General features: G+C 67.7%; 24 protein-coding genes, 3 tRNA genes and 1 pseudogene. 16 read left to right on the top strand and 12 right to left on the bottom strand.

Annotated features, from left to right (window positions below; translation table 11 throughout):
* Window positions 1-32: 32 nt before the first annotated feature.
* Complete coding sequence (locus QSJ95_RS29240) at window positions 33-803, bottom strand: DODA-type extradiol aromatic ring-opening family dioxygenase (RefSeq protein ID WP_285647136.1); 771 nt, start codon at window positions 801-803, stop codon at window positions 33-35.
* Window positions 804-1,142: 339 nt separating this feature from the next.
* On the opposite strand from QSJ95_RS29240, the gene QSJ95_RS29235 reads away from it, so the two are divergent.
* Window positions 1,143-1,334 carry a hypothetical protein gene (locus tag QSJ95_RS29235; RefSeq protein ID WP_009623417.1) on the top strand — a complete coding sequence of 64 codons (192 nt, stop codon included), beginning with the start codon at window positions 1,143-1,145 and terminating at the stop codon, window positions 1,332-1,334.
* A gap of 98 nt (window positions 1,335-1,432) precedes the next feature.
* Window positions 1,433-2,086: a thiopurine S-methyltransferase gene (locus QSJ95_RS29230; RefSeq protein ID WP_285647134.1), complete on the top strand. Its 654-nt coding sequence runs from the start codon at window positions 1,433-1,435 to the stop codon at window positions 2,084-2,086.
* Window positions 2,087-2,126: 40 nt separating this feature from the next.
* Here QSJ95_RS29230 and htpX read toward each other — a convergent pair whose 3' ends face one another.
* The 3 genes from htpX to QSJ95_RS29215 all read right to left on the bottom strand — a co-directional run bounded on the left by htpX (window position 2,127) and on the right by QSJ95_RS29215 (window position 4,819).
* Window positions 2,127-3,014 (bottom strand): protease HtpX, encoded by an 888-nt coding sequence (gene htpX / locus QSJ95_RS29225; RefSeq protein WP_009623413.1) that lies wholly within the window; start codon window positions 3,012-3,014, stop codon window positions 2,127-2,129.
* A gap of 144 nt (window positions 3,015-3,158) precedes the next feature.
* Window positions 3,159-3,605, bottom strand: coding sequence for a hypothetical protein (locus QSJ95_RS29220; protein WP_285647132.1), 447 nt, complete (start codon window positions 3,603-3,605; stop codon window positions 3,159-3,161).
* A gap of 2 nt (window positions 3,606-3,607) precedes the next feature.
* Window positions 3,608-4,819, bottom strand: coding sequence for a pyridoxal phosphate-dependent aminotransferase (locus tag QSJ95_RS29215; RefSeq protein ID WP_009623409.1), 1,212 nt, complete (start codon window positions 4,817-4,819; stop codon window positions 3,608-3,610).
* 302 nt (window positions 4,820-5,121) lie between these two features.
* On the opposite strand from QSJ95_RS29215, the gene msrB reads away from it, so the two are divergent.
* From msrB to QSJ95_RS29200, 3 genes are all read left to right on the top strand, one after another.
* The gene (msrB, locus tag QSJ95_RS29210; RefSeq protein ID WP_069866429.1) at window positions 5,122-5,523 is read left to right on the top strand and encodes a peptide-methionine (R)-S-oxide reductase MsrB; all 402 of its coding nucleotides are present in this window, start codon (window positions 5,122-5,124) and stop codon (window positions 5,521-5,523) included.
* A gap of 110 nt (window positions 5,524-5,633) precedes the next feature.
* Window positions 5,634-6,119, top strand: coding sequence for a glutathione peroxidase (locus QSJ95_RS29205; RefSeq protein WP_043267143.1), 486 nt, complete (start codon window positions 5,634-5,636; stop codon window positions 6,117-6,119).
* On the top strand, window positions 6,116-6,583 hold the full coding sequence (locus QSJ95_RS29200) for a MarR family winged helix-turn-helix transcriptional regulator (protein ID WP_043267141.1): 468 nt from the start codon (window positions 6,116-6,118) through the stop codon (window positions 6,581-6,583). The genes QSJ95_RS29205 and QSJ95_RS29200 overlap by 4 nt, the downstream gene beginning before the upstream one ends.
* A gap of 13 nt (window positions 6,584-6,596) precedes the next feature.
* Here the strand turns inward: QSJ95_RS29200 and QSJ95_RS29195 are convergent, their stop codons facing one another.
* Window positions 6,597-8,921: a hybrid sensor histidine kinase/response regulator gene (locus QSJ95_RS29195; protein WP_285647127.1), complete on the bottom strand. Its 2,325-nt coding sequence runs from the start codon at window positions 8,919-8,921 to the stop codon at window positions 6,597-6,599.
* A 141-nt stretch (window positions 8,922-9,062) separates the two neighbouring features.
* Here QSJ95_RS29195 and QSJ95_RS29190 point away from each other — a divergent pair, with 141 nt between their 5' ends.
* Both QSJ95_RS29190 and msrC read left to right on the top strand, forming a co-directional pair.
* A complete protein-coding gene (locus tag QSJ95_RS29190; protein ID WP_009623402.1) occupies window positions 9,063-9,956 on the top strand; it encodes an ATP-binding protein in 894 nt (297 codons plus the stop codon).
* Window positions 9,953-10,435, top strand: a complete 483-nt coding sequence (gene msrC / locus QSJ95_RS29185) for a free L-methionine (R)-S-oxide reductase MsrC (RefSeq protein WP_009623401.1) — start codon at window positions 9,953-9,955, stop codon at window positions 10,433-10,435. Before QSJ95_RS29190 ends, msrC begins: the two co-directional genes overlap by 4 nt.
* Before the next feature lie 1,104 nt (window positions 10,436-11,539).
* On the opposite strand, the gene QSJ95_RS29180 is transcribed toward msrC, so the two are convergent.
* Both QSJ95_RS29180 and QSJ95_RS29175 read right to left on the bottom strand, forming a co-directional pair.
* Window positions 11,540-12,217 (bottom strand): glutathione S-transferase family protein, encoded by a 678-nt coding sequence (locus tag QSJ95_RS29180; protein WP_009618908.1) that lies wholly within the window; start codon window positions 12,215-12,217, stop codon window positions 11,540-11,542.
* Window positions 12,218-12,227: 10 nt separating this feature from the next.
* Entirely contained in the window at window positions 12,228-12,995 is a 768-nt protein-coding gene (locus QSJ95_RS29175) for a hypothetical protein (protein WP_285647125.1), read from the bottom strand.
* 217 nt (window positions 12,996-13,212) lie between these two features.
* On the opposite strand from QSJ95_RS29175, the gene QSJ95_RS29170 reads away from it, so the two are divergent.
* The 3 genes from QSJ95_RS29170 to QSJ95_RS29160 all read left to right on the top strand — a co-directional run bounded on the left by QSJ95_RS29170 (window position 13,213) and on the right by QSJ95_RS29160 (window position 13,527).
* Window positions 13,213-13,288, top strand: a tRNA-Glu gene (locus QSJ95_RS29170).
* Window positions 13,289-13,290: 2 nt separating this feature from the next.
* A tRNA-Gly gene (locus tag QSJ95_RS29165) sits at window positions 13,291-13,366 on the top strand.
* Window positions 13,367-13,451: 85 nt separating this feature from the next.
* Window positions 13,452-13,527 (top strand) — tRNA-Gly (locus QSJ95_RS29160).
* A gap of 42 nt (window positions 13,528-13,569) precedes the next feature.
* Here the strand turns inward: QSJ95_RS29160 and QSJ95_RS29155 are convergent.
* Complete coding sequence (locus QSJ95_RS29155; RefSeq protein ID WP_009618910.1) at window positions 13,570-14,166, bottom strand: hypothetical protein; 597 nt, start codon at window positions 14,164-14,166, stop codon at window positions 13,570-13,572.
* A gap of 290 nt (window positions 14,167-14,456) precedes the next feature.
* Here QSJ95_RS29155 and QSJ95_RS29150 point away from each other — a divergent pair, with 290 nt between their 5' ends.
* Window positions 14,457-15,818 (top strand): OmpA family protein, encoded by a 1,362-nt coding sequence (locus QSJ95_RS29150; protein ID WP_285647123.1) that lies wholly within the window; start codon window positions 14,457-14,459, stop codon window positions 15,816-15,818.
* A gap of 27 nt (window positions 15,819-15,845) precedes the next feature.
* On the opposite strand, the gene ocd is transcribed toward QSJ95_RS29150, so the two are convergent.
* The gene (gene ocd, locus QSJ95_RS29145; RefSeq protein ID WP_285647121.1) at window positions 15,846-16,892 is read right to left on the bottom strand and encodes an ornithine cyclodeaminase; all 1,047 of its coding nucleotides are present in this window, start codon (window positions 16,890-16,892) and stop codon (window positions 15,846-15,848) included.
* A 137-nt stretch (window positions 16,893-17,029) separates the two neighbouring features.
* On the opposite strand from ocd, the gene QSJ95_RS29140 reads away from it, so the two are divergent.
* Entirely contained in the window at window positions 17,030-17,524 is a 495-nt protein-coding gene (locus tag QSJ95_RS29140) for an Lrp/AsnC family transcriptional regulator (protein ID WP_061561177.1), read from the top strand.
* A gap of 293 nt (window positions 17,525-17,817) precedes the next feature.
* Here the strand turns inward: QSJ95_RS29140 and QSJ95_RS29135 are convergent, their stop codons facing one another.
* The 3 genes from QSJ95_RS29135 to QSJ95_RS29125 all read right to left on the bottom strand — a co-directional run bounded on the left by QSJ95_RS29135 (window position 17,818) and on the right by QSJ95_RS29125 (window position 21,305).
* Window positions 17,818-18,228: a PA2817 family protein gene (locus QSJ95_RS29135; protein ID WP_043267118.1), complete on the bottom strand. Its 411-nt coding sequence runs from the start codon at window positions 18,226-18,228 to the stop codon at window positions 17,818-17,820.
* Window positions 18,229-18,306: 78 nt separating this feature from the next.
* Window positions 18,307-18,723 carry a PA2816 family glutamine-rich protein gene (locus tag QSJ95_RS29130; protein WP_285647119.1) on the bottom strand — a complete coding sequence of 139 codons (417 nt, stop codon included), beginning with the start codon at window positions 18,721-18,723 and terminating at the stop codon, window positions 18,307-18,309.
* Window positions 18,724-18,866: 143 nt separating this feature from the next.
* Entirely contained in the window at window positions 18,867-21,305 is a 2,439-nt protein-coding gene (locus QSJ95_RS29125) for an acyl-CoA dehydrogenase (RefSeq protein WP_285647117.1), read from the bottom strand.
* A gap of 146 nt (window positions 21,306-21,451) precedes the next feature.
* Here QSJ95_RS29125 and QSJ95_RS29120 point away from each other — a divergent pair.
* The 4 genes and pseudogenes from QSJ95_RS29120 (at window position 21,452) to QSJ95_RS29105 (ending at window position 24,645) form a co-directional block, all read left to right on the top strand.
* A pseudogene (locus QSJ95_RS29120) lies at window positions 21,452-22,110 on the top strand (transglutaminase-like domain-containing protein).
* A 115-nt stretch (window positions 22,111-22,225) separates the two neighbouring features.
* On the top strand, window positions 22,226-22,846 hold the full coding sequence (locus QSJ95_RS29115; RefSeq protein ID WP_009618939.1) for a glutathione S-transferase family protein: 621 nt from the start codon (window positions 22,226-22,228) through the stop codon (window positions 22,844-22,846).
* A gap of 93 nt (window positions 22,847-22,939) precedes the next feature.
* Entirely contained in the window at window positions 22,940-23,872 is a 933-nt protein-coding gene (locus tag QSJ95_RS29110; protein ID WP_009618940.1) for an ABC transporter ATP-binding protein, read from the top strand.
* Window positions 23,869-24,645, top strand: coding sequence for an ABC transporter permease (locus QSJ95_RS29105; RefSeq protein WP_009618941.1), 777 nt, complete (start codon window positions 23,869-23,871; stop codon window positions 24,643-24,645). Before QSJ95_RS29110 ends, QSJ95_RS29105 begins: the two co-directional genes overlap by 4 nt.
* Window positions 24,646-24,962: the final 317 nt, after the last annotated feature.

Raw genomic sequence — 24,962 nt, 5'->3', positions numbered from 1 at the left:
GGACTGCCTCATCCTTCCCTTCGTGGCGAGCCTCAGCCGAAGCGGTAGATGTCCATGCCCAGGGCGCCCAGGGTGAAGCCGGCGTGCTCGATGTGCATTGCGGGGCCGCCGGCGCCGCGGGCGAAGTACAGCGGCAGCAGGTGTTCGTCGCTGGGGTGGTTTCGCGTTGCCGACGGTGCCTGCTGGCGATAGTCGAAAAGCGCGGCTTCGTCGTTGCGCGCCAGCTTCTCGACGATCCAGTCGCGGAAGGCCCGGGCCCAGGGTTCGACCACCTCGGGGCCGGCGTGCCAGTCCAGTTCGCCGAGGTTGTGGGTGATGCTGCCCGAGCCGATGAGCAGGATGCCTTCCTCGCGCAACTGGCGCAGGGCCTTGCCGACATGGTCCTGCAGGCGCGGACCGAGGCGGCTGGGCAGCGACAGCTGCAGCACCGGGATGTCCGCGGCCGGGTACATCAGGCTCAGCGGCACCCAGGCGCCGTGGTCCAGTGGCCGCTCGGCGTCCAGGCTGGCCGGGATGTTCTGGCTGGCCAGCAGTTCGACGACCCGCCGGGCCAGCTCCGGGGCGCCGGGCGCGGGGTACTGGACCTCGTAGAGGGCGCGGGGGAAGCCGTAGAAGTCGTGCCAGGTCTCCGGCCGGGGATTGGCGGTGACGCGCAGGTCCGGCGTTTCCCAGTGCGCCGATACCACCAGGATCGCCTTCGGCCGGGGCAACTCGGCGGCCAGGCGCTGGAGAGGCGCCGCGCTGGCACCGGGCTCCAGCGCCAACATGGGGGAGCCGTGGGATATGAACAGGGTGGGGAGCATGGAACACCTCCAGGGGAATGGCGTTATGTTCCCGCTGGGATAGATCGAAATCCAGTATGGGTTTTCGACCATAACAATCCGTTAATTCGATGCCATCAAGCTGTGCCGCGAAGCGACGGTCGGGCGGAACCTGGATGGCCAGTGGCCGCTCCAATACGAGTGGTCGCTCTCGACTGTGACGGGGTCGAGGCGTTTTTGCCGGCTGCGTCGCAAAGCCATCTATTCTCGGAAAAGAGCCACAGCAAGTTGCGGCTTGCGTCTCTTTGGCTGAGGGGCGGGGGTGAGGATAATTCGCGCCCCGCGGTGCAGTCGTCGTTTCCAGCGTTCGAGGTTCCATCCATGCAAGCCTTCAGGCAAGAGCTGATCCTTCGGGAAGGCGATCGTTTCGTGCTCGACGACGGTACCGAACTCATCGTCCGCCGCATCCGCGCGGGGCGGGTGAGCCTGGGGGTGGTCGAGCAGCGCGAGCAGGCCGAGCGCCACGGCTGGCTGCACTGGCCGCTGCGGCCGGCGTTGCTGCGCGGTCGCTAGCGGCAGACGCCCGGCTGGGCGATCATGGGCATCCGGCGGAGCCGCTCCGTCGATTCCGTGCAGGCAATCCGGCCTGCACCGCAGCAGGAATGGAGCCCATGCACGAAGACTTCTGGCAGGCGCGCTGGTCGCGCAACGAAATCGGTTTCCACCTCGCCGAGGTCAACCCCTACCTCGTTCGCCACTGGCCGGCCCTGGCCCTGCCAAGGGGCGCGCGCGTGCTGGTGCCGCTGTGCGGCAAGTCGCGTGACCTGGTCTGGCTGGCGGAGCAGGGCTACCGGGTGCTGGGGGTGGAGCTGGCCGAGCGCGCGGTGAAGGATTTCTTCGCCGAGCAGGGCTGGCAGCCCGAGGTGGAGCAGCGCGGCGCGCTGCGCTGTTATCGGCATGGCGCGGTGGAAATCCTCCAGGGCGACTTCTTCGACCTGGCGGCCGAACACCTGGCCGATTGCCAGGCGCTCTACGACCGGGCTGCGCTCATTGCCCTGCCGCCGGACATGCGCGAAAGCTACGCGCGGCACCTGTCCGCCATCCTGCCGCGGCCGCTGGATGGCCTGCTGGTCACCCTGGAATACCCTCAGGAGCAGATGTCCGGACCGCCGTTCGCGGTGCTCGCGGATGAGGTGAGGGAGCGCTTCGCGCAGTGGCAGGTCGTGGAACTGGAGCGCCTGGATGTGCTGGGCGAGAACTGGAAGTTCCTCGACCGCGGGGTGAATCGCCTGGAAGAAGTGGTGTTCCGGCTGCACCGGGACTGAAAGAAGAAGGGCGGCTCCGAGGCCGCCCTTTTTTGCTTGCTCAGCGCGCGTTGCGCAGCGCTTCGATGCGTTCTTCCAGCGGCGGGTGGCTCATGAACAGGCCGGCGAGGCCGTGCTTGAGGCCGCCGTTGATGCCGAAGGCGGTCAGGCTGTCGGGCATGTGCACCGGCACGCCCTGCTCGGCGCGCAGGCGCTGCAGCGCGGCGATCATCGCATTGCTGCCGGCCAGGTGGGCGCCGGCGGCGTCGGCGCGGAACTCGCGGCGGCGCGAGAACCACATGACGATGATGCTGGCGAGGATGCCCAGCACCAGTTCCGCGACTATGGTCGCGATGTAGTAGGCCGGGCCGCGGCCTTCCTCGGTCTTGAACACCGCCTTGTCGACGAAGTTGCCGAAGATACGCGCGAAGAACATGACGAAGGTGTTCACCACGCCCTGGATCAGCGCCAGGGTGACCATGTCGCCATTGGCCACGTGACCGATCTCGTGGGCGAGCACCGCGCGCACCTCGTCCGGCGAGAAGCGCTCGAGCAGGCCCTGGCTGACGGCCACCAGGGCGTCGTTGCGGTTCCAGCCGGTGGCGAAGGCGTTGGCCTCGTAGGCCGGGAAGATCCCCACCTCGGGCATCTTGATGCCGGCTTCGCGCGAGAGCTGCTCGACGGTCTGCAGCAGCCACTGCTCGTGGCGGGTGCGCGGCTGGCTGATGATTTCCGTGCCGGTGGTGGTCTTGGCCATCCACTTGGACAGGAACAGCGAGATGATCGAGCCGGCGAAGCCGAAGACGGCACAGTAGACCAGCAGCGCTTGCAGGTTGAGGTCGACGCCGTTGGCGGCCATGACCCCGTTGAAGCCGAGCAGGCTCAGGGTGATGCTGGCGACGAGCACGACCGCCAGGTTGGTGGCCAGGAACAGCAGGATGCGCATCATGGGTAAGACTTCTCCTCGCGACTTGGGCGCACGGCGCGCAGGGGCGCGCCGGTGCCCCGGGCGTGCGCGCTCCGGGGCCGGGCTGGATTATGCGGGGTATATACGGTCGGCCCCTAGGCGATTCAACGTGGGGACTATTTCAAACTATGTCTCTTTTTCCACGCCAGCACATTCGAAGAGTAGCCGGGCCAGGCGCGAGATGCGCTCGCTGTGCGCATCGGCCAGCGCGTCGCGCAGTTGCTGCGCGAGGGTGGCCTGCTGGCGCCGCACGCTGGCGGGCAGCTGCGCGTCGTCATCGCTGCCGCGGGGCAGGGCGCGGCTCAGGCGCAGGAAGCCTTTTTCGCTGAGCACGGCCTGGTCCAGGGCTTCGTGGCGGATGCAACTGTCGTAGCGCAGGTAGCCTTCCTCGGCCAGCCACAGCAGCGCGCCCAGGCAGGCCTGGTGACGCTTGCTGGGCAGGCCGAACTCGTCGTGTTCCTCGCGGCCGATGAGGTCTTCCACGTACAGGGCGATCTTGCGCGGGAAGGCCTGGTAGAGCAGGAGCAGCCCGGCGGCGGCGTCCTTGTAGAAGTCGTCGATCTGCAGGTCCATGGTTACTGACGATAGCTGCCGAGGAAGTTGCCGATGCGCCCGATGGCCTGCTCCAGGTCGTCGACGCGGGGCAGGGTGACCACGCGGAAATGATCCGGCCACGGCCAGTTGAAGGCGGTGCCCTGGACGATCAGCAGCTTTTCGGACAGCAGCAGGTCGAGGACGAACTTCTCGTCGTTGTGGATCGGGCAGACCTTCGGGTCGATGCGCGGGAAGGCGTAGAGCGCGCCCATGGGCTTGACGCAGCTGACCCCGGGGATGTCGTTGAGCAGCTCCCAGGCGCGGTTGCGCTGCTCCAGCAGGCGGCCGCCGGGCAGCACCAGGTCGTTGATGCTCTGGTAGCCGCCCAGGGCGGTCTGGATGGCGTGCTGGCTCGGCACGTTGGCGCACAGGCGCATGTTGGCCAGGATGTCCAGGCCCTCGATGTAGCTCTGCGCCTTGTGCTTGGGCCCGGAGATGGCGATCCAGCCGGAGCGGAAGCCGGCCACCCGGTAGGCCTTGGACAGGCCGTTGAAGGTCAGGCAGAGCACGTCCGGCGCCAGGGAGGCGGTGGAGATGTGCACGGCCTCGTCGTAGAGGATCTTGTCGTAGATCTCGTCGGAGAAGATCACCAGGTTGTGCTGGCGCGCCAGTTCTACGATGTCCAGCAGCACTTCCTTCGAGTAGACCGCGCCGGTGGGGTTGTTCGGGTTGATCAGCACCAGCGCCTTGGTGTTGCTGGTGATCTTCGCCTTCATGTCGGCGATGTCGGGGAACCAGTTGGACTGCTCGTCGCACAGGTAATGCACCGGCTTGCCGCCGGCCAGCGACACCGAGGCGGTCCACAGCGGGTAGTCGGGCGCCGGGATCAGCACCTCGTCGCCGTTGTTGAGCAGCGCCTGCAGGGCCATGACGATCAGCTCGGAGACGCCGTTGCCCAGGTAGATGTCCTCGATGCCGACGCCTTCCACCTGCTTCTGCTGGTAATACTGCATCACCGCCTTGCGCGCGCTGAACAGGCCCTTGGAGTCGCTGTAGCCCTGGGCCGTGGGCAGGTTGCGGATGACGTCCTGGAGAATCTCGTCAGGGGCTTCGAAACCGAACGGCGCCGGGTTGCCGATGTTCAGCTTGAGGATGCGATGGCCTTCCTCTTCCAGGCGTTTGGCGTGCTTGAGCACCGGCCCGCGGATGTCGTAGCAGACGTTGGCGAGCTTGTTCGATTTGCTGACCTGCATGATGTGGCGTTCCCGAAATGAAGGTTCCCGCGCTCCGGCCCTGGCTTGGCAGGCTGTAACGCGGGTGACAGACTGGCGTCTATACGAGGTGCGGAATGTCGCGCGTCCTGGCGGTAAAACTGAAAAAACGCCTGGTTGACGGAGAAACGAACGAAAAAAAGCCCATAAAAAGGCTTTTTTATCGTCGATGATCCCTTGTGCGGCAGATTCTGCATCCAACGATGACGTCACGCATCATACGTGCGGCCCGTTTCCCGCGAAAGGGCGCGGACGGGCTTTTTTCAAGCTTGCGAGGTACAGCGATGGAAAAGATCGAGAAGCCCCTGGAAAGCTGGCGCGAGGAGCTCGACGAACAGCAGTTCCACATCTGCCGCCTGGGAGGCACCGAGCGTGCCTTCACCGGCGAGTACTACGCGACCAAGACCCCCGGCATCTACCACTGTGTGTGCTGCGGCGCGGCGCTGTTCGACTCGGACGCCAAGTACGATTCCGGCAGCGGCTGGCCGAGCTATTTCCAGCCGGTGTCCAAGGAGGCCATCGCCGAACTGGAAGACTTCAGCCATGGCATGCACCGCATCGAGGTGCGCTGCGCGGCCTGCGAAGCCCACCTGGGCCACGTGTTCCCCGACGGGCCGCGGCCGACCGGGTTGCGCTACTGCATCAACTCGGCGTCGCTGAAGCTGGTGCCGCGCGACGGGGCTTGAGTGACGCAAGGCCCGCCGGTCGTCGGCGGGCCTTTTTTCGATGTAAATAAATTGTGTGCAATTTAATTGCGAGCTATCTTGATCGCTCCCACTTTCCTGGAGCCGGTTCCATGAGCGACGCATTGCTGGATATCCCCTGCACGACCATCAAGGGCGAGCAGAAGACCCTGGCCGATTTCGGTGGCAAGGCCCTGCTGGTGGTGAACACCGCCAGCCAGTGTGGCTTCACCCCGCAGTACAAGGGCCTGGAGGCGCTGTGGGAGAAGTACCGCGACAAGGGCCTGGTGGTGCTGGGCTTCCCCTGCAACCAGTTCGGCAAGCAGGAGCCGGGCGACGAGGGCGAGATCTCGCAGTTCTGCGAGCTGAACTTCGGCGTCAGCTTCCCGCTGTTCAAGAAGATCGATGTCAACGGCGCCGACGCCCACCCGCTCTACGTGCAGTTGAAGAAGCGCGCGCCGGGCGTGCTGGGCAGCCAGGGCATCAAGTGGAACTTCACCAAGTTCCTGGTCAGCCGCGACGGCAGCCAGGTCAAGCGCTTCGCCCCGCTGACCAAGCCGGAGGAGCTCACCGCCGAGATCGAAGCGCTGCTGCGATGAGCCGCCGCGAACCGGAACAGGCGCTGCTGCTGGACAACCAGCTGTGCTTCCGCCTGTACGCTGCCTCGCGGGCGATCATCCGCGGCTACCGGCCGATGCTCGATGCGCTCGGCCTGACCTACCCGCAGTACCTGGTGATGCTGGTGCTGTGGGAATGGCAGGACAAGCCGCCGGCGCAGCCGACGGTGAAGGCCCTGGGCGAGCGCCTGATGCTCGACTCCGGCACCCTGACGCCGCTGCTCAAGCGCCTGGAGCAGCTCGGCCTGGTGCAGCGCCGGCGGGCGCGGCAGGACGAGCGCGAGGTGCACCTGGGCCTGAGCGGGGAGGGCATCGCCTTGCGCGAGAAGGTGGCGCCGCTGCGCGAGGCGCTGCTGTGTGCCAGCGGCCTGGACCTCAATGCGATGGATGAGCTGCGCGGACGCCTGGACGACCTGCTCGGGCAACTGCTGGCGCTGGAGCCGTAAGGCGCCGCCGGCCTCAGGCATCCAGCCGGGGCTGCGCCCAGCGCTCCAGCATCGCCGCCATCTCGTCGCGGTGGAAGGGCTTGGCCAGGTAGTCGTCCATGCCGGCCAGGCGGCAGCGCTCGCGCTCGTCGGGCAAGGCGTTGGCGGTCAGGGCGATCACTGGCAGGTCCTTCCAGCGCGGCTGCTGGCGGATCAGGCGGGTCGCCTCGTAGCCGTCCATCACCGGCATGTTGCAGTCCATCAGCACCAGCTCAAAGTCTTCCTCGGCCAGGGCATCCAGGGCCTCCTGGCCATCGGCGGCGACCCGCACCCGGCAGCCGAGCTTCTGCAACAGGCCCCGGGCCACCAGTTGGTTGACCGGGTTGTCTTCCACCAGCAGCACGCGCGCGGCGAATTGCTCCGGGGCTTCGCCCGGCGATTGCCGCTGGGGCTGTATGGCCGGGCGGCGGAGGGCCTGCTGCAGGGCCTGGTGCAGGGTGGCGCGGCTGAGCGGGCGGGCCAACTGGCGCAGGGGCGCCAACTGCTGCGCCAGTTCGGCCTCGACGAAGCTGCCATAGGCAGTGACCAGCAGCACCGGGCGGTCCTTGAGGTGCTGGCGCAAGCCGACCAGGCAGTCCGGGCAGTCGGACAGCAGCACGTCCAGCTCCACGCCCAGCAGGCTGGCGTCGGTGTCCAGGCGCCGGTAGTCCAGGCCCCAGCGTGGCAGCCAGGTCTGCAATAGTTCAGCCAGACCGCTGCTGGCCGGGCATTGCGCCACCACCTTGCCGCTCAGGGGCTCCAGCGCCTGCGCGGGGTCCAGGGCGGGCAGCGGCAGGGTCGCGGCGAACTCGCTGCCCAGGCCCGGTTGCGAGCTGACGCTCAGCTCGCCCTGCATGGCCTCGCACAGCTTGCGCGTCAGCGCCAGGCCCAGGCCGGTGCCGCCGAACTGGCGGGTGATGCCGGCATCCGCCTGGGTGAAGGGCTGGAAGATGCGCTGCAGGGCGTCGGCGGCGATGCCGATGCCGGTGTCGCGGACGCTGATGCGCACGCCGTCCTCCCAGGGCTCGACGCGCAGGTCGACGCGGCCCAGGCGGGTGAACTTGAGGGCGTTGGAGAGCAGGTTGCTGACGATCTGCCGCACCCGCGTCGGGTCGCCTTCCAGCTGTGCAGGCAAGTCGGGGCTGACCAGGCAGGTCAGCTCCACCGCCGGGGCGGCGTTCTGCGACAGCAGGCTGGCGGTGTCCTCCACCAGGGTGGCGAGGTCGAAGGGAATCTTCTCCAGCTCCAGCTGGCCGGACTCGAACTTGGACAGGTCGAGCACGTCGTTGAGCAGGTCCACCAGCACCTTGCCCGAGTCGTGGGCGATGGACAGCTGCTGGCGCTGTTCCGGGCTCAGCGGGCCGTCCAGGGCCAGGCCGAGCATGCCCAGCAGGCCGTTGAGCGGGGTGCGGATCTCGTGGCTCATGTTGGCCAGGAAGGTGGCGCGGGCCTGGGCCATGTCCAGGGCGTTGAGGCGGGCGCGCTCCAGTTGCTGGTTGGACTGCGTCAGGCGGGCGTTGGCCGCTTTCAGCTCGGCGGTGCGCGCCGCCACTATGTTCTCCAGCTCGGCCAGGTAGCGGGTCAGGCGGTCCTCGGCCTCGCGGCGCTGCTCCATCTCCACGGCGATGTGGCTGAGCTGGCGGTTGGTCACCTCCACCAGCACGCCGATCTCGTCGCGCTCGTGGCCCTGGGGGCAGGGCAGGCGCAGGCGCGTGGGCGAGCGCGGGTCGTGGCGGGCGAGCACCTCGATCAGGCTCACCAGCGGCTTGGTCAGCAGGCCGTAGAACAGCACCAGGAGGATCAGCGACAGCAGCAGGCTGCGGACGAAGCCGGAGATCAGCGTCATGCCGGCGCGGCGCAGGAAGTCGTTGCCGAAGACGAAGGTGTCGATCTCCAGGCGCAGCACGCCGAGGGATTCCTTGGGCTGGTGCTCTATATACAGCGGCTCCTCGTAGACGCGCATATGCCCGAAGAGGAAGTCGCTGAGCGGGCGCAGGCGGCTCTCCGCCGGTGGCCGGCCGGCGCTGGCCAGGGCCACGTCGGCGCTGTCGATGATCTCCGCGCGGATCACCGCCGGCGAGCGCAGCAGGCCCACCACCAGTTCCTGGGCCAGTTCGGCGTCGATGTTGTAGGCGATGCGCGCCGCCGGGTTGTGGCTGACGTCCAGCAGGGCGCGTACTTCGCGGTTGATGGAGGCGTCCTGGCTGGCATAATCGACGCCCACCTGGATGAGGCTGAGCAGGGTGCCGAGGATGAAGGCGACCAGCACCGTCAGGCTGGCCTGCTTGAACGAGAGGCGATGGGTGAGCGCAATATCCATGAGGTGCGGTACTTCGCCTCGAGAATGCTTTCCAGGCGCGTAGCATAGCCCAAGCCGGCAGGCTGTCGGCAGAGGCGATGCCATCCATGTGACATGACCGAACGACAGCGTCGCTACGCTGAAGATCCCAGGGAGAAAGCCGTGGATTCCCGTCTGAATGATTTCCTGGCCCGCGCCGAAAGCGTGCTGGCCCGGCTGGAGCCGTTGCTCCCGGCGCTGCGCGAGCCCATCGACTGGCAGCGTTGCCTGGCCGCCCGCTGGCACCGCGATGGCCGCAGCGGCTACCTGCAGGCGCTGCAGGTGAGCCTCGACCTGCGCCTGGACGACCTGCTCGGCGTCGACAAGCAGCGCGAACAGCTGGCCCGCAACACCCGCCAGTTCGTCGCCGGCAGGCCGGCCAACCACGCCTTGCTGTGGGGCGCCCGGGGGACGGGCAAGTCCTCGCTGGTGCGCGCGCTGCTGGCCGAGCTGGCCGGCGACGGCCTGCGCCTGATCGAGATCGAGCGCGACCACCTGGCCGACCTGCCGCGGGTGGTGGAGCAGTTGCACGGCCTGCCGCAGCGCTTTGTGCTGTTCTGCGACGACCTGTCGTTCGACGCCGGCGAGGGCGACTACCGGGTGCTCAAGAGCGTGCTCGACGGCTCGCTGGAGCAGGCTCCGGACAACGTCCTGCTGTACGCCACCTCGAACCGCCGCCACCTGGTCTCGGAGAAGCAGAGCGACAACGAGAACTGGAAGATGGTCGACGGCGAGCTGCACCCCAGCGAGGCGGTGGAGGACAAGATTGCCCTGTCGGATCGTTTCGGCCTGTGGCTGTCGTTCTACCCCTTCACCCAGGAGCACTTCCTGGACGTGGTGCGGCACTGGGTGGAAGTGCTGGCCGGCCGTTCGGGGCTGGCCTTCACCTGGGACGAGCCGCTGGAGAAGGAAGCCATCCGCTGGGCCCTCGGGCGCGGCAACCGCAACGGCCGCTGCGCCTATCAATTCGCCCGCCAGTGGGTGGGCCGTCAATTGCTCGAAGGAGAAGAACCATGATCGACCTGCAACAGACCGGCGCCGGGCTGGGTGGCTACGCGCTGCTGGCGGCGCAGGCCGAAGCGCTGTTCGCCGACGAGCGCGACTTCATCGCCAACGCCTCGCAGTTCGCCGCCCTGCTGTTCCACGAACTGGGCGACCTGAACTGGGCCGGTTTCTACCTGAACAAGGACGAGGAACTGGTGCTGGGCCCGTTCCAGGGCAAGGTGGCCTGCGTGCGCATTCCCTTCGCCAAGGGCGTGTGCGGCGCCGCGGCGCGCACCCGCCAGACGCAGCGGGTGGAAGACGTGCACGCCTTCCCCGGGCACATCGCCTGCGACAGTGCCTCCAACAGCGAGCTGGTGGTGCCGCTGGTCAAGGACGGCCGGCTGATCGGCGTGCTCGACCTGGACAGCCCGAGCATCGGCCGCTTCAGCGCCGAGGACCAGGCCGGCATCGAGCGCCTGGCCGAGATCTTCCTGCGCCTGACCGATTGCTGAGGCACGAATTGTAGGAGCGGGCCCTGCCCGCGAAATCGCGCGCAGGGCGCGCTCCTACAGGGGAATGACGTCGGTGCTCGGGCTTTCCCCTCACCCCAGCCCTCTCCCGGAGGGAGAGGGGGCCAGTCCGTGCCGAAAGGAGGCCTGGTTTCAGCCGGCGATCCCTGTGCTTGCCGGCTGACGCCGAAATACCAACGCACGCCGAACGGTCCTCTCCCGAGGGAGCGGGAGCCAGTCCGTGCCGAGAGGAGGCCTGGTTTCAGCCGGCGATCCCTGTGCTAGCCGGCTAACGCCGAAACACCAACGCACTCCGAACGGTCCCCTCTCCCTCTGGGAGAGGGTTAGGGTGAGGGGGCCGCAGGCCTGCTCGCTCGATTCCGTGCCCCTATGCGCTCCGTGAGGCACGGCGTTTCCCCCCGCACCTGTAGCGGGCCCTGCCCGCGAAATCGCGCGCAGGGGAATGGCATCGGCGCTCGGGCTTTCCCCTCACCCCAGCCCTCTCCCGGAGGGAGAGGGAGCCAGTCCGTGCCGAAAGGAGGCCTGGTTTCAGCCGGCGATCCCTGTGCTTGCCGGCTGACGCCGAAACACCAATGCACGCCGAACGGTCCTCTCCCGAGGGAAGGAGCTAGTCCGTGCCGAGAGGAAGCCTGGTTCCAGCCGGCGACCCCTGCGCTAGCCGGCTAACGCCGAAACACCAACGCACGCCGAACGGTCCTCTCCCGGAGGGAGAGGGAGCCAGTCCGTGCCGAGAGAAGGCCTGGTTTCAGCCGGCAACCCCTGCGCTAGACGGCTAACGCCGAAACACCAACGCACTCCGAACGGTCCCCTCTCCCTCTGGGAGAGGGTTAGGGTGAGGGGGCCGCAGGCCTGCTCGCTCGATTCCGTGCCCCTATGCGCTCCGTGAGGCACGGCGTTTCCCCGCACCTGTAGGAGCGGGCCCTGCCCGCGAAATCGCGCGCAGGGCACGCTCCTACAAGGGAATGGCGCGGGTGGGGCGGCGTAGGAGCGGATCTCATCCGCGAACCGCGCCGATACCTCGGGCTATCGCGGACAAGGTCCGCTACGGGGATGTACGCCGTGCCCCGACCGAAGGCGTCTTTCTATTCAGGCCGGCGCCTGGGCGATGCGTGCGCGGATCTTGTCGACGACCCGCTGTTCACCCTCGAGAAGCGCCTGCAGGGCAGGGCGCTGCAGCATGCGCTGGAAGTGCGCGGCCAGACGCGGCCAGCGCCCGGCATCCAATACTTCCCCGCCGTGGCGCATGTTCACCAGTTGGCTGGCCACGGCGATGTCCGCCAGGCTGAAGCGGTCGTCGACGAAATACTCGGCTCCGCCCAGGCAGCCTTCCAGGTAGTCGAAGTGCGGCGGCAGTTTCTCCTGCAGCGCGGCCTCTACCGCCGCCTCGTCGCACGGCTTGCCCAGCAGCGGCTTGAGCAGGCGGTTGCGGAACACCGTGAAGGTGGCCAGGGGCGCCACTTCGTAGTCGGCGTATTTTTCCAGCCAGCTGATCCGCGCGCGGGCCAGGGCATTGCCGCCGCACAGGGGCGTGGCCTGGGGATCGCGGTCGTCCAGGTAGTGGCAGATGACGCTGGAGTCGGCCAGGGTGACGTCGCCGTCGCGCAGGGCGGGGATGCGTCGCAGCGGGTTGAGGTCGGCGTACCAGTCCGGCTGGTTGAACGGGTCGACGTTCTCCAGCTGGTAGTCCAGGCCCTTCTCCGCCAGGCACAGGCGAACCTTGCGGACGAAGGGGGATAGAGCGGCGCCGTAGAGGGTCAGGCTCATGCGGGTCTCCTCAGTCGTAGAGATTCTTCTTCTTCCAGATGTCGTCTTCGTCCAGCGCCTTCAGGCCTTCGGTCAGCTCGGTGTTTTCCTCGGCGGAGGGCTTGCTGCTTTCCAGGACCAGGGCGTTGGCGCGTTCGAGCTGTTGTTCCAGTTGCTTCAGCTGGGCCTGGTAGCGGCCGAGGTCGGCCTGCTTCTGCAGGTACTGCACGCCGCGCTCGAAGGCCAGGCGGGCCTGGCGGGGCTGGCCCTGCTGCAGCGCCTGCTGGCCGATGTTGGTGAAGAACTCTATATGCAGCTGGGTGAGCAGGTGGCGGATTTCCTTCAGCCAGCGCTGGGCGTCGTTGCGCGGAAGCAGGCCGTCCTGGGCGAAGCGGTTGATCTGGGCGTGCAGGCCCTCGAAAAGGAAGCGGACTTCCTTGGCCTTGGCTTCGGTGAGGATCAACTGCGGGGCGTTGCGCACTTCCATGGCGCTGCCCTGGCTTACCAGACGGTTGAGTTCGGCGACGCGCTCGGCGACCTGGGGCGTCTTTTCCAGCTTGAGCAGGCGTTCGCCCAGGGCGAGTTCGAAACGGCTGAGCAGCAGCTTGAGGTCCGCGGAGATGAACTGGCCGGGCAGGCTCTCGGCGATGGCGCCGCAGCGGCGGAAGCGATCCTGCAGGTCGGCTTTCTCCCGGGCCTTCTCCAGCTTACGGTTTTCCAGCTGCTGGTTGATGAAGACGATGGCGATCAGAATGACGATGCCGGCGACGACCAGGGCGGTGATGACGAGTGGCGACACCTTGGAAACTCCCTGAAGGATTTTTCCCGAGTGTAATGGCTCGCTGACACCGGTCATAGCGGCGGCGCAAAATTTGACCAGAAGTCTTTGATTTAAAAAAATTTTTCCGGAAGGGTTGACGCCCCTCCAAAGGCTCCATAGAATGCGCGCCACTTCGACGCGAAAGCCGAAAGGCAGAGCGAAGAAGCCGGAAAGAATGTTGTAAGTTCCGGGCCGCGTCCCCTTCGTCTAGTGGCCTAGGACACCGCCCTTTCACGGCGGTAACAGGGGTTCGAGTCCCCTAGGGGACGCCATTGCGGGAATAGCTCAGTTGGTAGAGCACGACCTTGCCAAGGTCGGGGTCGCGAGTTCGAGTCTCGTTTCCCGCTCCAAATTCTCGGTCATCGCCCCGGCGGTGAACGGAAAGCGAAATGGCGTTACCCTCCGGTCGAAAGCCGGAGGTTGCAACAAGTTGATGCGGGAATAGCTCAGTTGGTAGAGCACGACCTTGCCAAGGTCGGGGTCGCGAGTTCGAGTCTCGTTTCCCGCTCCAATCCGGATCGCCCCTCGCGGTGATCCACACAAAAAGGCTGCCTCAGGGCAGCCTTTTTGCGTTTCCGTCCCCTCGCTTATCCGCAGGCGCCGGCTCGCTGCCCCGCGTTTCCCGCTCCAGCGCCTGGCGCAGGCTGGGCATGGCCGGTTGCGCGAGGTCGTCCAGGCGCCAGGCTCCCCCGCGCCTGACCAGGCGCAGCAGCACGCCGCGGCGCCACTGCTCGTGCACCAGGATCACCCTGGCCGTGGCCCGGCCCTCGCCGGCCAGGCTGACGTGCAGTTGCTCCAGTTCCAGGCCAGGCGAACGCCGGCAGACGCAGAGCGGGTCGTTCTCCAGCAGCCCCGCGCCTTCGTGGCGGGCGGCGCGGTAGGCCTTCAGCGCCCGCGCCAGCGCCGGGCTCAGCCAGCGCCGGGCGCGCGCCTCGCCGATATCGCCGGACAGCGCCCCGGGGCCTTCGTCGCCGTACAGCCGGCGCACGAAGCTTTCCACCTCGACCTTCGCCGTCCGCTGCCCGCCCTGGCTCTGGCCCTGGCTGCTGGGCGCCAGGCTCGCCAGCAGCACCAGCAGCAGGGCGAGGATGCTGCCCGAGCGCAGCCGCAGCCCTCCATGGCTGGTGGTCATCGGTGGGAGGTGCGGCATGGGGAGGTCCTGCGATAGCGCCTTGGCGAAGTGTTCCGGCCAGCTTGGCAAGGCTTGCCCGGCCGGTGGAATAAGGCGCAGGCGCGGGCGCCGGTGAGACGTTTCCTCGCCCCCGGGCAATGCCGGCGCCGGGCAGCGAATTCGGATTGCCCTTATTTGGTCCGCCGGGGGGATTTGCTCTGATAGCGCCGGCTTCCCCGGCGCGCATCGGCGCCTGGGCAGCATTGCAGGGACCGTGTGGCCGCAATGCCTGGCACGGGTCGATGGATATTCTCCGAGTAGTTCTTCATATGTATGACGATTTCATTGGGCGGCTCCTGGAGACGCTCGTCCGCCGCTTCGGCCTGGCGCCGGAAAACGCCGGGAAGCTCCTGGGCCTGCTGGCTCACCTGGTGCTCGACGAGCAGCGCGGCGGCTGGGCCGGTTTCGTCCAGCACCTGCGCCGGCAGGGACTGGGCGCCTGGCTGCAGGGTGGCCCCCCTGCGCAGGCGCCCGACCGCGCCCAGCTGGAGCAGGTGTTCGACGCCGAGACGCTGGGCCGCTTCGCCCGGCAGCTGGGGCTGTCCGACGAGGGGCTGGAGGAGGCGGTCGCCGCCTGCCTGCCGGAACTGCTGGCCGGGCTGGACGCTGCCGGTGGCGCGGCGCAGGCCGGAGCCGAGGGGCTGACTGTGCTGATGGCCGACACCGCCGAATTGCTGCCGGCGCTGCGGCCGGAGGCGATCGGCGAGCCGGCCGGGCCGCGACCGGAGGCGAAGCGTGGGCTGGCGCCCTGGTTGGGCGCGCTGCTGGTGCTGTCGCTGCTCACCATGGTGCTGTCGTTCCGCCATTGCTCGTCCGCGCCCGTGGCCCAGGCGCGGGTGGCGGCAGCCGTGGAGGTGGCTCCGCAGCCCGAGGCCAGCCCGGTGCTGGAGGCGCCGCGCTTCATGCTCGAACTGCGCGAGGGCAAGGTGCGCATCAACGGCCAGCTCACCAGCATCGACGAGCGCGCGGCGCTGCTGGGGCGGCTGAAGGAGGTCTTCGGCGCGGAGCGCCTGCGGGGCGACATCCTGGTCAAGCGGCAAACCAGCCCCGCGGCCTGGCTCGACGGACTGCTGGAGCTGCTGCCGGAACTGAAGGTCGAGGGGCTCAAGCTGGGCTTCAACGGCGAGCGCATCCGCATGGATTCCACCGCGCTGAGCCAGGGGCAGCGCATCGAGCTGTCGCAGAAATTGCGCGAGACCTTCGGCGGCTTCGAATTCCTGGGGCTGTGGAACCGCACCCTGGCCGCCCTCAACGGCCTGCCGCCGGGCTCCGGCGCCCGGCAACTGGCCGATGCCCTGACCCAGTTGGGGATTCGCTTCGACAACCGCTCGAGCACCATCAGCCGCGACAGCGACGAGGTGCTGGCCGAAGCCGCCGAAGCCATCCGCCAGGCGCCGCCGGGCACCCTCGTGGAAGTGGGCGGGCACACCGACGACAGCGACGATTCGCAGAGCAGCCAGCAGGCCTCCCGCGTTCGGGCCGAGGCCGTGGTGGCGCGCCTGGTAGAGCTGGGCGTGGCGCCCGACCGTCTGCAGGCCAAGGGCTACGGGCGCAGCCAGCCGCTCTTCAGCAACGCCACCGAGGCGGGCCGGGCGCGCAACCAGCGCATCGAGTTCAGCGTGCTGGAGTGAGCCGGCCCTTGCCCTGGCGCGCCAGGCTCAGCGCACGGCACGCAGCGCCTGGCCCTGAGGCTGCCGGACCAGGCCGAACAGGTCCTTCGGGTCCTGCGGCCGTGGAACCAGCTCGATGTCGCGGCCGATGCCGCGTTCGCGCGCCGCGTCGTGCAGCCAGCGCAGGGCGGAGAAGTCTTCCAGGGCGAAGCCCACCGAGTCGAACACGGTGATCTGCTCGGCGTTCTGCCGGCCCTCGGCGGCGCCGGCGAGGATGCGTTGGAACTCGATCACCGGGAAGTCCGCCGGCATCTGCTGGATGTCGCCTTCGATGCGGGTCTGCGGTTCGAACTCGACTATCACCCGCGCGCGCTCCAGCACTTCGGCCTGCAGTTCGGTCTTGCCCGGGCAGTCGCCGCCCACGGCGTTGATGTGCATGCCCGGTTCGAGCATGTCGGCCGTGAGGATGGTGGCGTTGGTCTTGTCGGCGGTGACCGTGGTGACGATATCGGCGCCGCGCACCGCTTCACGCACCGAGTCCGCCACCACCAGCTTCAGGCCGGGGAGGCCGGCGAGGTTGCGCTGCAGCTTGGCGATGGCCGCCGGGTCGATGTCGAACAGGCGGATTTCCTCGATGCCCAGCAGCTCGTGGAAGGCGATGGCCTGGAACTCGCTCTGCGCGCCGTTGCCGATCAGCGCCATGCGGCGGGCGTCGGGGCGGGCCAGGCAGCCGGCGAACAGCGCCGAGGTGGCGGCGGTGCGCACGGCGGTGGTCAGCGTCAGTTCGCCGAGCAGCAGCGGGTAGCCGCTGTCCACCGTGGCCAGCACGCCGAAGGCCATCACCGTGGGCAGGTCGACGCGGTGGTTCTTCGGGTGGCCGTTGACGTACTTGAAGGCATACAGCTTGCCGTCGTCGGCGGGCATCAGTTCGATCACGCCGAGGGCGGAGTGGTTGGCGACGCGGGCGCACTTGGTGAATTCATCCCAGCGTCGGTAGTCGGCCTCGATGTAGCCGGCCATGGCGCGGATGGCCGCGCCCGGGCCGACCTCGCCGAGCAGTCGGCCAACGTCCTGCACATCCAGATAACGGGTCATGCTGCCATCCTCCTGAGTGGGAGCGCCGCGCGTTCATCGGGCGCCTGGGGTCAGTCTATGCCGCTGGCCGGGAATAACTGTGCTTTCTGACTGCATGGGCTAGGCTTCTGCGCAAAGACAGACTCAGGATGAGAGGAATGAAGAAAAGAAATTCCAGCGTGGCCGACCTGGATGCCACCGACCTGGCGATGCTGCGCCTGTTGCAGGACGACGCCAGCCTGTCCAACGCCGAGCTGAGCGAGCGCCTGGCGCTGAGCGTCACGCCCTGCTGGCGGCGGCGCAAGCGCCTGGAGGAGGAAGGCTACATCCGCGACTACCAGGCCAACCTCGACCGTCGGCGCCTGGGCCTGGACATCCTGGCGTTCGTCCACGTGCGCTTCGCCGCCCATTCCGACGATGCCTCGGACCGCTTCGAGGCGACCGTGCGCGACCTGCCGGAGGTGCTGGCCTGCCATAAGATCACCGGCGATGCGGACTTTCTCCTGCAGGTGCTGGAGAAGGACCTGGACGCCTATGCGGAGTTCGTCGAGAAGGTGCTGCGCAAGCAGCCGGGCATCGCGTCGATCCAGTCGACCCTGGCGCTGCGGGAGATCAAGGATTGCCACCGGATACGGGTGCCGGAGGAGGGGTAGGGCGGCCTGACGGCCGGATCGCGGACGCAGTCCTCCTACGGTTCCAGGAAGCACGGCTTTTCGTAGGATGGCGTTGAGCGAAGCGATACCCATCGCCGCAACAGCATGGGTTTCGCAAGCTCAACCCATCCTACGAAGAGCACCTCGGCGCAAGACAGTTGCTCCTACGATCGTGCTTCCCTGCCAATGCCCAGGCCAACCCCGGAGCCGCCGGGGGCCGAGGCCAAACGGCGGATAACGCCGTAGGCGTTATGCGCCCTACGCGGTATCCCCGTATCCGCGATTGCGTCGGCTCAATGCTTGGCCGAGTCTTCCGGCAACGCCAGCAAAGCCTTTTCCTTGTTCCAGTCGAAGGGCTCGCCGTTTTCCTCGGCGGCGAAGCGGCGTTCGTCCAGTTGCTGGTACAGGTCGATCTCTTCGTCGGGCATGAAGTGCAGGCAGTCGCCGCCGAAGAACCACAGCAGGTCGCGCGGCACCAGGTGGGCGATCTGCGGGTAGCGGTGGAAGGTCTGGGAAATCAGGTCCTGGCCCAGGTACTGGGCGCCCACCGGGTCGCGCGGCAGTTCCTGCAGCAGTTCGTCGAAGCGTTCGAGGAACAGGCCGTGGTTCTCCTCCGGGACCTGCTCGGCTTCGCCCAGGGCGCCGAGGATCATGCGCAGGTGCTGCAGCAGGGCGAGGTGGTGGTCAAGGTAGGCGCTGGCCATGGTGGGGTCCTCTGCGGAAACGGCTGAAACGGGGGCGGAGTATATAGGGTTTCGCCGCCCCCAGCCGCGCGGCGGGGTTCAACGCAGCGGCCGCGATTGCGTCTGCCGGCGCTGGTTGTCGATCATCCGCCGCTGCATGTCGAGCTGCTGCTGTTGCTGCTGCAGGCGGAACTGCTGCAGGTCGGTGCGCTGGCGCTCGATGGTCTGGTCCTGCAGGCGCTGTTGCTGGCGCTGGCGGTCCAGGGCCTGCTGCTGGTCCTTGAGCTGTTGCTGCTTGAGCTGCAGGCGCTGGTCCTCGTATTGCAGGCGCTGGTCCTGCTGCTGCGCGCGGCGTTGTTCGGCCTGGCGCTGCAGGCTGTCGATCTGCTGCTGTTGCGCGTCCAGGTCGACCAGCGGCGCCGGTGGCGGGCTGTTGCGGCTCGGGTAGAGCCAGGAATCGGCCTGCGCCGTGGTTGCCAGGGCCAGGCCGACGAGGAGGATGGGCAGGATGCGCATGGGCGTTCTCCCGGTTGCCTTTGCCTGCCAGTGTGCACCCATCCGCCGGCACTGGCAGCCCCCGGGGCGAAAACGCCAAGGGCGCCGTGTCGGCGCCCTTGGCGTACTGCTCCCTTCATGGGGTAGGGAAGGGTTCTGGGTGGTCAGACCTTGCCGGGCTGGCCGAGTTCCTCCTTGGCGAAGTCGTCGACGTCGATCACCTGGCGCCGGGCCTTCTCCGCGGCGTGCAGCTGCTGGCCCTGGTCTTCGTCCAGCACCCGCGCGGCCACCGCGGCGTCGATCGGCGACTGGCCGGGCGCCGGGCGCACCTTGCCTTCCTTGAGCGCCTTGTGCAGCTGTTTCTGCAGGGGCGCTACCTCGCGCAGGGCGGTGAGGGCGCGCTCCAGGTCGGCCAGCGGGTCGTCTTGCGCCGTGGGCAGGAAGGCGCCGTAGAGGATCGCCTGCAGCGCCGGGTCGTCCAGCGGGCGGCCGAGGATGCCGGCGATCTCCGCGTCCAGCGCGTCGCTCGGGCCCTTGTGGCGGCGGCCCAGGGGGAACACCAGGAGCTTGAGCAGGCAGCCGACGCAGCGGTTGGGGAAGTTCTCCAGCAGGGCGGCCAGGGCCTCCTCGGCCTTCGCCAGGTTTTCCTCCAGGGCCCAGCGCAGCAGCGGTTGCAGGTACTCGGCATGGTTCAGGTCGTGGTAGCGCTTGAGCGCCGCCGAGGCCAGGTAGAGGTGGCTGAGGGCATCGCCCAGGCGCGCCGAGAGGCGTTCCTTGCGCTTCAGCTCGCCGCCCAGCAGCATCATGCTGAAGTCGGCGAGCATGGCGAAGCTGGCCGCCAGGCGGTTCACCGCGCGGAAGTAGGGGCGCGTCAGGCGGTCGCCGGGCACGTGGTCGAAGCGGCCGAAGCCCAGGCCCAGCAGCAGGCTGCTGGCGGCGTTGCTCACCGCGAAGCCGATGTGCCGCAGCAGCAGGCGGTCGAACTCGTGGGCGGCGTGGCCCTGGTCTTCCTGCTGGGCCAGGGCCATCTCCCTGAGCACGAAGGGATGGCAGCGGATGGCGCCCTGGCCGAAGATCATCAGGTTGCGCGAGAGGATGTTGGCGCCTTCCACGGTGATGAAGATCGGCGCCGTCTGCCAGGCGCGGCCCAGGTAGTTGCGCGGGCCGAGGATGATGCCCTTGCCGCCGTGGATGTCCATGGCGTGGCTGATGCATTCGCGGCCGCGCTCGGTGAGGTGGTACTTGAGGATGGCCGAGAGTACCGAGGGTTTCTCGCCCAGGTCCACCGCGTGGGCGGTGAGGATGCGCGCGCAGTCCATCATCCAGGCGTTGCCGCCGATGCGCCCGAGGGCTTCCTGGATGCCCTCGAAGGCGCCGATGGGCACGTTGAACTGCTCGCGGATCTGCGCGTAGCGCCCGCTGCTGTAGCTGCAGCCCTTGGCCGCGCTGGTGCCCACCGCCGGCAGGGAGATGGAGCGGCCCACCGACAGGCAGTTCATCAGCATCATCCAGCCTTTGCCGATCATCGCCTGGCCGCCAATGATGCAGTCCAGCGGCAGGAACACGTCCTTGCCCGAGTTCGGCCCGTTCATGAAGGCCGCGCCCAGGGGCACGTGGCGCCGGCCGATCTCCACTCCGGGAGTGTCGGTGGGCACCAGGGCCAGGGTGATGCCCAGGTCTTCCTCGCCGCCCAGCAGGTGGTCCGGGTCGTGGCACTTGAAGGCCAGGCCGAGCAGGGTGGCCACCGGGCCCAGGGTGATGTAGCGCTTCTCCCAGGTCAGGCGCAGGCCGAGCACTTCCTCGCCCTGCCACTGGCCCTTGCAGACGATGCCGATGTCGGTCATGCCACCGGCGTCGGAGCCGGCCTGCGGGCTGGTTAGGCCGAAGCAGGGGATTTCCTCGCCGCGCGCCAGGCCCGGCAGGTAGCGCTGGCGCTGCTCGTCGGTGCCGTAGTGCAGCAGCAGCTCGGCCGGGCCCAGGGAGTTGGGCACCATCACGGTGGAGGCCAGGTCGCCGCTGCGGCTGGCCAGCTTCATCACCACCTGGGAGTGGGCGAAGGCGGAGAAGCCCTTGCCGCCGTACTCCCTGGGGATGATCAGGCCGAAGAAGCCCTGTTCCTTGATGAAGGCCCAGGCTTCCTCCGGCAGGTCCATGCGCCGGGAAATGTCCCAGTCGTCGACCATGGCGCAGAGCTGCTCGGTGGGGCCGTCGATGAAGGCCTGCTCCTCCTCGGTGAGCTGCGGCGCCGGGGCGCCCAGTAGCTTGCTCCAGTCCGGGCGGCCGCTGAACAGGTCGCCGTCCCACCACACTGTGCCGGCCTCGATGGCCTCGCGCTCGGTGTCGGACATCGGCGGCAGCACCTGTTTGAACCAGGCGTACAGCGGGCCGCTGAACAGCTTGCGGCGCAGGTCGGGCAGGGCCAGGGCGGCGGCCACCGCCAGCCAGGGCAGCCAGAGCAGGATCATCCAGCCGTGGGCATGGCTGAACAGGCCCATGAAGATGAGATAGACGGCGACTATGCCCAGCGCCGGGGCCGGCGCCACGCGCCGGTGGGCCAGCCAGGCGACGCCGAGCACGAGAACGATCAACCAGAGCAACGACATGCACTTTCCTCCATGATGAACGACGGGGCGATCCCTCACAGCTTAGCCGGGTGTTGGCGCCTTCCTCGGCGAGCTTGGCCGGATCGTCCTCCACGGCATGCGGACGGGCTGTTTAGACTGGCCGGAACCGTGAAGGAGATTCCCCCATGCAGGCTTACCTCGAACCCGGCCGCTACCTGGATAGTGACCACCCCGCGGTGGTCGAGTTCGCCCAAAGGCACCGTGGCGCCTCGCCGCAGCCGCGCGAGCAGGCGGTGGCGCTGTACTACGCGGTGCGCGACGGCATCCGCTACAACCCCTATGTGTTCAGCCTCGATGCGCAGACGCTCAAGGCCAGCCACGCGCTGCAGGCCGGGCAGTCCTACTGCGTGCCCAAGGCCGCGCTGCTGGCGGCCTGCGCCCGGCATTGCGGCATCCCCGCGCGCATCGGCCTGGCCGACGTGAAGAACCACCTGGCCAGCGGGCGCATGGTGGAGATGCTGCGCAGCGAGGTGTTCGCCATGCACGGCTACACCGAGCTGTTCCTCGACGGCCGCTGGGTCAAGGCCACGCCGGCCTTCAACCGCGAGCTGTGCGAGGCCTTCGGCGTGCTGCCGCTGGAATTCGACGGGCGCCAGGACAGCGTCTTCCACGAATTCGACCAGGGCGGCCGGCGGCACATGGAGTACCTGTGCGACCACGGCCAGTTCGCCGACGTCCCCGAGGACCTGTTCTTCGGCCACCTGCGCGCCTGTTCGACGCCGGCCCCACGCCGCTGTCCGGCGACATGCAGGCCGAAGCGCCGAAGCATGAAGGCAATCGATAGTCATCATCAGTCCGCACGCCTTTCTTCTTGCCGCGCCGACCGGTAGGGTGCTTGGGTTCACCGGCCGACCTGCCGCGGCCGCGTTCACCCACCGAACAAGAAGAGGCTGCACGCCATGCTGAAAATCTGGGGCCGCAAGAATTCGTCCAACGTGCGCAAGGCGCTGTGGTGCGCCGAGGAGGCCGCGGTGGCCTACCAGCGCATCGACGCCGGCGGCGCCTTCGGCGTGGTGAACGAGCCGGCCTACCGCGCGCTCAACCCCAACGGCGTGGTGCCGACCCTGGAGGATGGCGACTTCGTGCTCTGGGAATCCAATGCCATCGTCCGCTACCTGGCGGCGAAGTACGCGCCCGACAGCCTCTACCCGCAGGACCTGCAGCAGCGCGCCAGCGCCGAGAAGTGGATGGACTGGACCACCTCGACCTTCGCCGGGCCCTTCCGCACGGTGTTCTGGGGTACCCTGCGCACCCCGCCGGAGCAGCGTGACGAAGCGGCCATCGCCGCCGGCATCGAGGCCTGCGTGACGGCCCTGGCGGTGCCCGAGCAGGCCCTGGGGCGCCAGCCATACTTGTCCGGCGAGCGCTTCGGCATGGGCGACATCCCCCTGGGCAGCTTCATCTACGCCTGGTTCGAGATGCCCATCCAGCGCCCGCCGATGCCGCACCTGGAGGCCTGGTATGCCCGCCTGCGCGAGCGCCCGGCCTACCGCAGCGCGGTGATGACCGAGCTGACCTGAACCGCCCGCGGCGCCGGCGAAGGTTGCATTTGCCGGCGCGGGCCCTTATCTAGCTGTTCCATTTTCATGCGCCGCCCAGCCACGGGAAATTCCATGAGTTCCGCGCTTACCCTCCGTCAACTGACGAAAACCTACGGCAACGGTTTCCAGGCCCTCAAGGGCATCGACCTGGACGTCGCCGAGGGCGATTTCTTCGCCCTGCTCGGCCCCAACGGCGCCGGCAAGTCCACCACCATCGGCATCCTTTCCACCCTGGTGAACAAGACCAGCGGCACGGTCACTGTGTTCGGCCACGACCTCGACCGCGAGCCGCTGAAGGTCAAGCGCTGCCTGGGCGTGGTGCCCCAGGAGTTCAACTTCAACCAGTTCGAGAAGGTCTTCGACATCGTCGTGACCCAGGCCGGCTACTACGGCATCCCGGCGAAGATCGCCAAGGAGCGCGCCGAGAAGTACCTCAACCAGCTGGGCCTGTGGGACAAGCGCAACTCGGCCTCGCGCGAGCTTTCCGGCGGCATGAAGCGCCGGCTGATGATCGCCCGCGCGCTGATCCACGAGCCGCGCCTGCTGATCCTCGACGAGCCCACCGCCGGGGTGGACATCGAGCTGCGCCGCTCGATGTGGAACTTCCTCACCGAACTGAACCAGCAGGGCATCAGCATCATCCTCACCACCCACTACCTGGAGGAGGCCGAGCAGCTCTGCCGCAACATCGCGATCATCGACCACGGCACCATCGTCGAGAACACGAGCATGCGCAAGCTGCTGACCCAGCTGCACGTGGAGACCTTCGTGCTCGACCTCAAGGGCGCCGTGGCCCAGCTCCCGCAACTGCCCGGCTACCCTGCGCGGCTGCTGGACGACCACACCCTGGAGGTGCAGGTGGACAAGGCGGCCGGCATCAACGGCCTGTTCGCCCAGCTGAACGGGCAGGGCATCGAGGTGCTGAGCCTGCGCAACAAGACCAACCGTCTGGAGGAGCTGTTCGTGTCGCTGGTCGAGAAGAACCTGTCGAAGGTGGCGGTATGAGCGAGCTGCGCGCCAACTGGGTGGCCCTGAACACCATCGTCTACCGCGAAGTCCGCCGCTTCACCCGCATCTGGCCGCAGACCCTGCTGCCCCCGGCGATCACCATGGTTCTGTACTTCGTCATCTTCGGCAACCTGATCGGCCGGCAGATCGGCGGCATGGGCGGCTTCAGCTACATGCAGTACATAGTGCCGGGGCTGATCATGATGTCGGTGATCACCAACGCCTACGGCAACGTGGTGTCGAGCTTCTTCGGCAGCAAGTTCCAGCGCTCCATCGAGGAGCTGCTGGTGTCGCCGGTGTCGCCGCACACCATCCTCCTCGGCTACACCGTGGGCGGTGTGCTGCGCGGGCTGGCGGTGGGCGTCATCGTCACGGCGCTGTCGCTGTTCTTCACCAAGCTGCAGGTGCACCACCTGGGCATCACCGTGCTGGTGGTGGTGCTGACGGCCACCATCTTCTCCATGGGCGGCTTCGTCAACGCGGTGTACGCGCGCAACTTCGACGATATCTCGATCATCCCGACCTTCGTGCTGACGCCGCTGACCTACCTGGGCGGGGTGTTCTACTCCATCCACATGCTGCCGGAGTTCTGGCAGACGGTATCGCTGGCCAACCCCATCCTGCACATGGTCAACGCCTTCCGCTACGGCATCCTCGGGGTGTCGGACATCCAGATCGGCACGGCGCTGATCTTCATGCTGGTGGCGACGGTGATCCTGTACTTCTTCTGCATCCGCCTGCTGGTGAGCGGGCGGGGGATGCGCCAGTAACGGCGCGGTTTTGCGCTTGAACGAAGGCCCCGGTTTCGTGAGGAACCGGGGCCTTCTGTTTTTGCTCGCGAACCAATGGTTCAGGACAACGCCGAACGACCCCCTCTCCCTTGAGGGCCGGGCGTGCAGCCGAGGGTTGGGGAGAGGGAGCGGCGTCAATCCAAGACGCCGATGCCGCCGGGTAGCCCCCATCGCGGGCAGGGCCCGCTCCTATGTATGGACTCACCCCCACCGTCAACCCGCTTTTGAACATGAAAACCCGACTGCATCTATGTATTAGGCCTGTTCGAGGAAGCCACGTCGGGCTTCTGGCCAAC

The sequence above is a fragment of the Pseudomonas sp. NBRC 100443 genome (assembly GCF_030268185.1).
GTDB lineage: Bacteria > Pseudomonadota > Gammaproteobacteria > Pseudomonadales > Pseudomonadaceae > Pseudomonas > Pseudomonas citronellolis.
Note: the sequence above shows the minus strand (reverse complement) of the source record. Positions and strands in the feature narration are given on the sequence as shown.

What these genes read in the sequence shown, in the direction of transcription:
- htpX (WP_009623413.1), bottom strand. Translation starts at nt 3,014, where the DNA reads ATGATGCGCATCCTGCTGTTCCTGGCCACCAACCTGGCGGTCGTGCTC.
- QSJ95_RS29110 (WP_009618940.1), top strand. Translation starts at nt 22,940, where the DNA reads ATGAGTTCCGCGCTTACCCTCCGTCAACTGACGAAAACCTACGGCAAC.
- msrC (WP_009623401.1), top strand. Translation starts at nt 9,953, where the DNA reads ATGATCGACCTGCAACAGACCGGCGCCGGGCTGGGTGGCTACGCGCTG.
- QSJ95_RS29135 (WP_043267118.1), bottom strand. Translation starts at nt 18,228, where the DNA reads ATGGCCAGCGCCTACCTTGACCACCACCTCGCCCTGCTGCAGCACCTG.
- QSJ95_RS29155 (WP_009618910.1), bottom strand. Translation starts at nt 14,166, where the DNA reads ATGCCGCACCTCCCACCGATGACCACCAGCCATGGAGGGCTGCGGCTG.
- QSJ95_RS29115 (WP_009618939.1), top strand. Translation starts at nt 22,226, where the DNA reads ATGCTGAAAATCTGGGGCCGCAAGAATTCGTCCAACGTGCGCAAGGCG.
- msrB (WP_069866429.1), top strand. Translation starts at nt 5,122, where the DNA reads ATGGAAAAGATCGAGAAGCCCCTGGAAAGCTGGCGCGAGGAGCTCGAC.
- QSJ95_RS29150 (WP_285647123.1), top strand. Translation starts at nt 14,457, where the DNA reads ATGTATGACGATTTCATTGGGCGGCTCCTGGAGACGCTCGTCCGCCGC.
- QSJ95_RS29195 (WP_285647127.1), bottom strand. Translation starts at nt 8,921, where the DNA reads ATGGATATTGCGCTCACCCATCGCCTCTCGTTCAAGCAGGCCAGCCTG.
- QSJ95_RS29140 (WP_061561177.1), top strand. Translation starts at nt 17,030, where the DNA reads ATGAAGAAAAGAAATTCCAGCGTGGCCGACCTGGATGCCACCGACCTG.
- QSJ95_RS29105 (WP_009618941.1), top strand. Translation starts at nt 23,869, where the DNA reads ATGAGCGAGCTGCGCGCCAACTGGGTGGCCCTGAACACCATCGTCTAC.
- QSJ95_RS29205 (WP_043267143.1), top strand. Translation starts at nt 5,634, where the DNA reads ATGAGCGACGCATTGCTGGATATCCCCTGCACGACCATCAAGGGCGAG.
- ocd (WP_285647121.1), bottom strand. Translation starts at nt 16,892, where the DNA reads ATGACCCGTTATCTGGATGTGCAGGACGTTGGCCGACTGCTCGGCGAG.
- QSJ95_RS29235 (WP_009623417.1), top strand. Translation starts at nt 1,143, where the DNA reads ATGCAAGCCTTCAGGCAAGAGCTGATCCTTCGGGAAGGCGATCGTTTC.
- QSJ95_RS29180 (WP_009618908.1), bottom strand. Translation starts at nt 12,217, where the DNA reads ATGAGCCTGACCCTCTACGGCGCCGCTCTATCCCCCTTCGTCCGCAAG.
- QSJ95_RS29230 (WP_285647134.1), top strand. Translation starts at nt 1,433, where the DNA reads ATGCACGAAGACTTCTGGCAGGCGCGCTGGTCGCGCAACGAAATCGGT.
- QSJ95_RS29200 (WP_043267141.1), top strand. Translation starts at nt 6,116, where the DNA reads ATGAGCCGCCGCGAACCGGAACAGGCGCTGCTGCTGGACAACCAGCTG.
- QSJ95_RS29220 (WP_285647132.1), bottom strand. Translation starts at nt 3,605, where the DNA reads ATGGACCTGCAGATCGACGACTTCTACAAGGACGCCGCCGCCGGGCTG.
- QSJ95_RS29240 (WP_285647136.1), bottom strand. Translation starts at nt 803, where the DNA reads ATGCTCCCCACCCTGTTCATATCCCACGGCTCCCCCATGTTGGCGCTG.
- QSJ95_RS29130 (WP_285647119.1), bottom strand. Translation starts at nt 18,723, where the DNA reads ATGCGCATCCTGCCCATCCTCCTCGTCGGCCTGGCCCTGGCAACCACG.
- QSJ95_RS29215 (WP_009623409.1), bottom strand. Translation starts at nt 4,819, where the DNA reads ATGCAGGTCAGCAAATCGAACAAGCTCGCCAACGTCTGCTACGACATC.
- QSJ95_RS29125 (WP_285647117.1), bottom strand. Translation starts at nt 21,305, where the DNA reads ATGTCGTTGCTCTGGTTGATCGTTCTCGTGCTCGGCGTCGCCTGGCTG.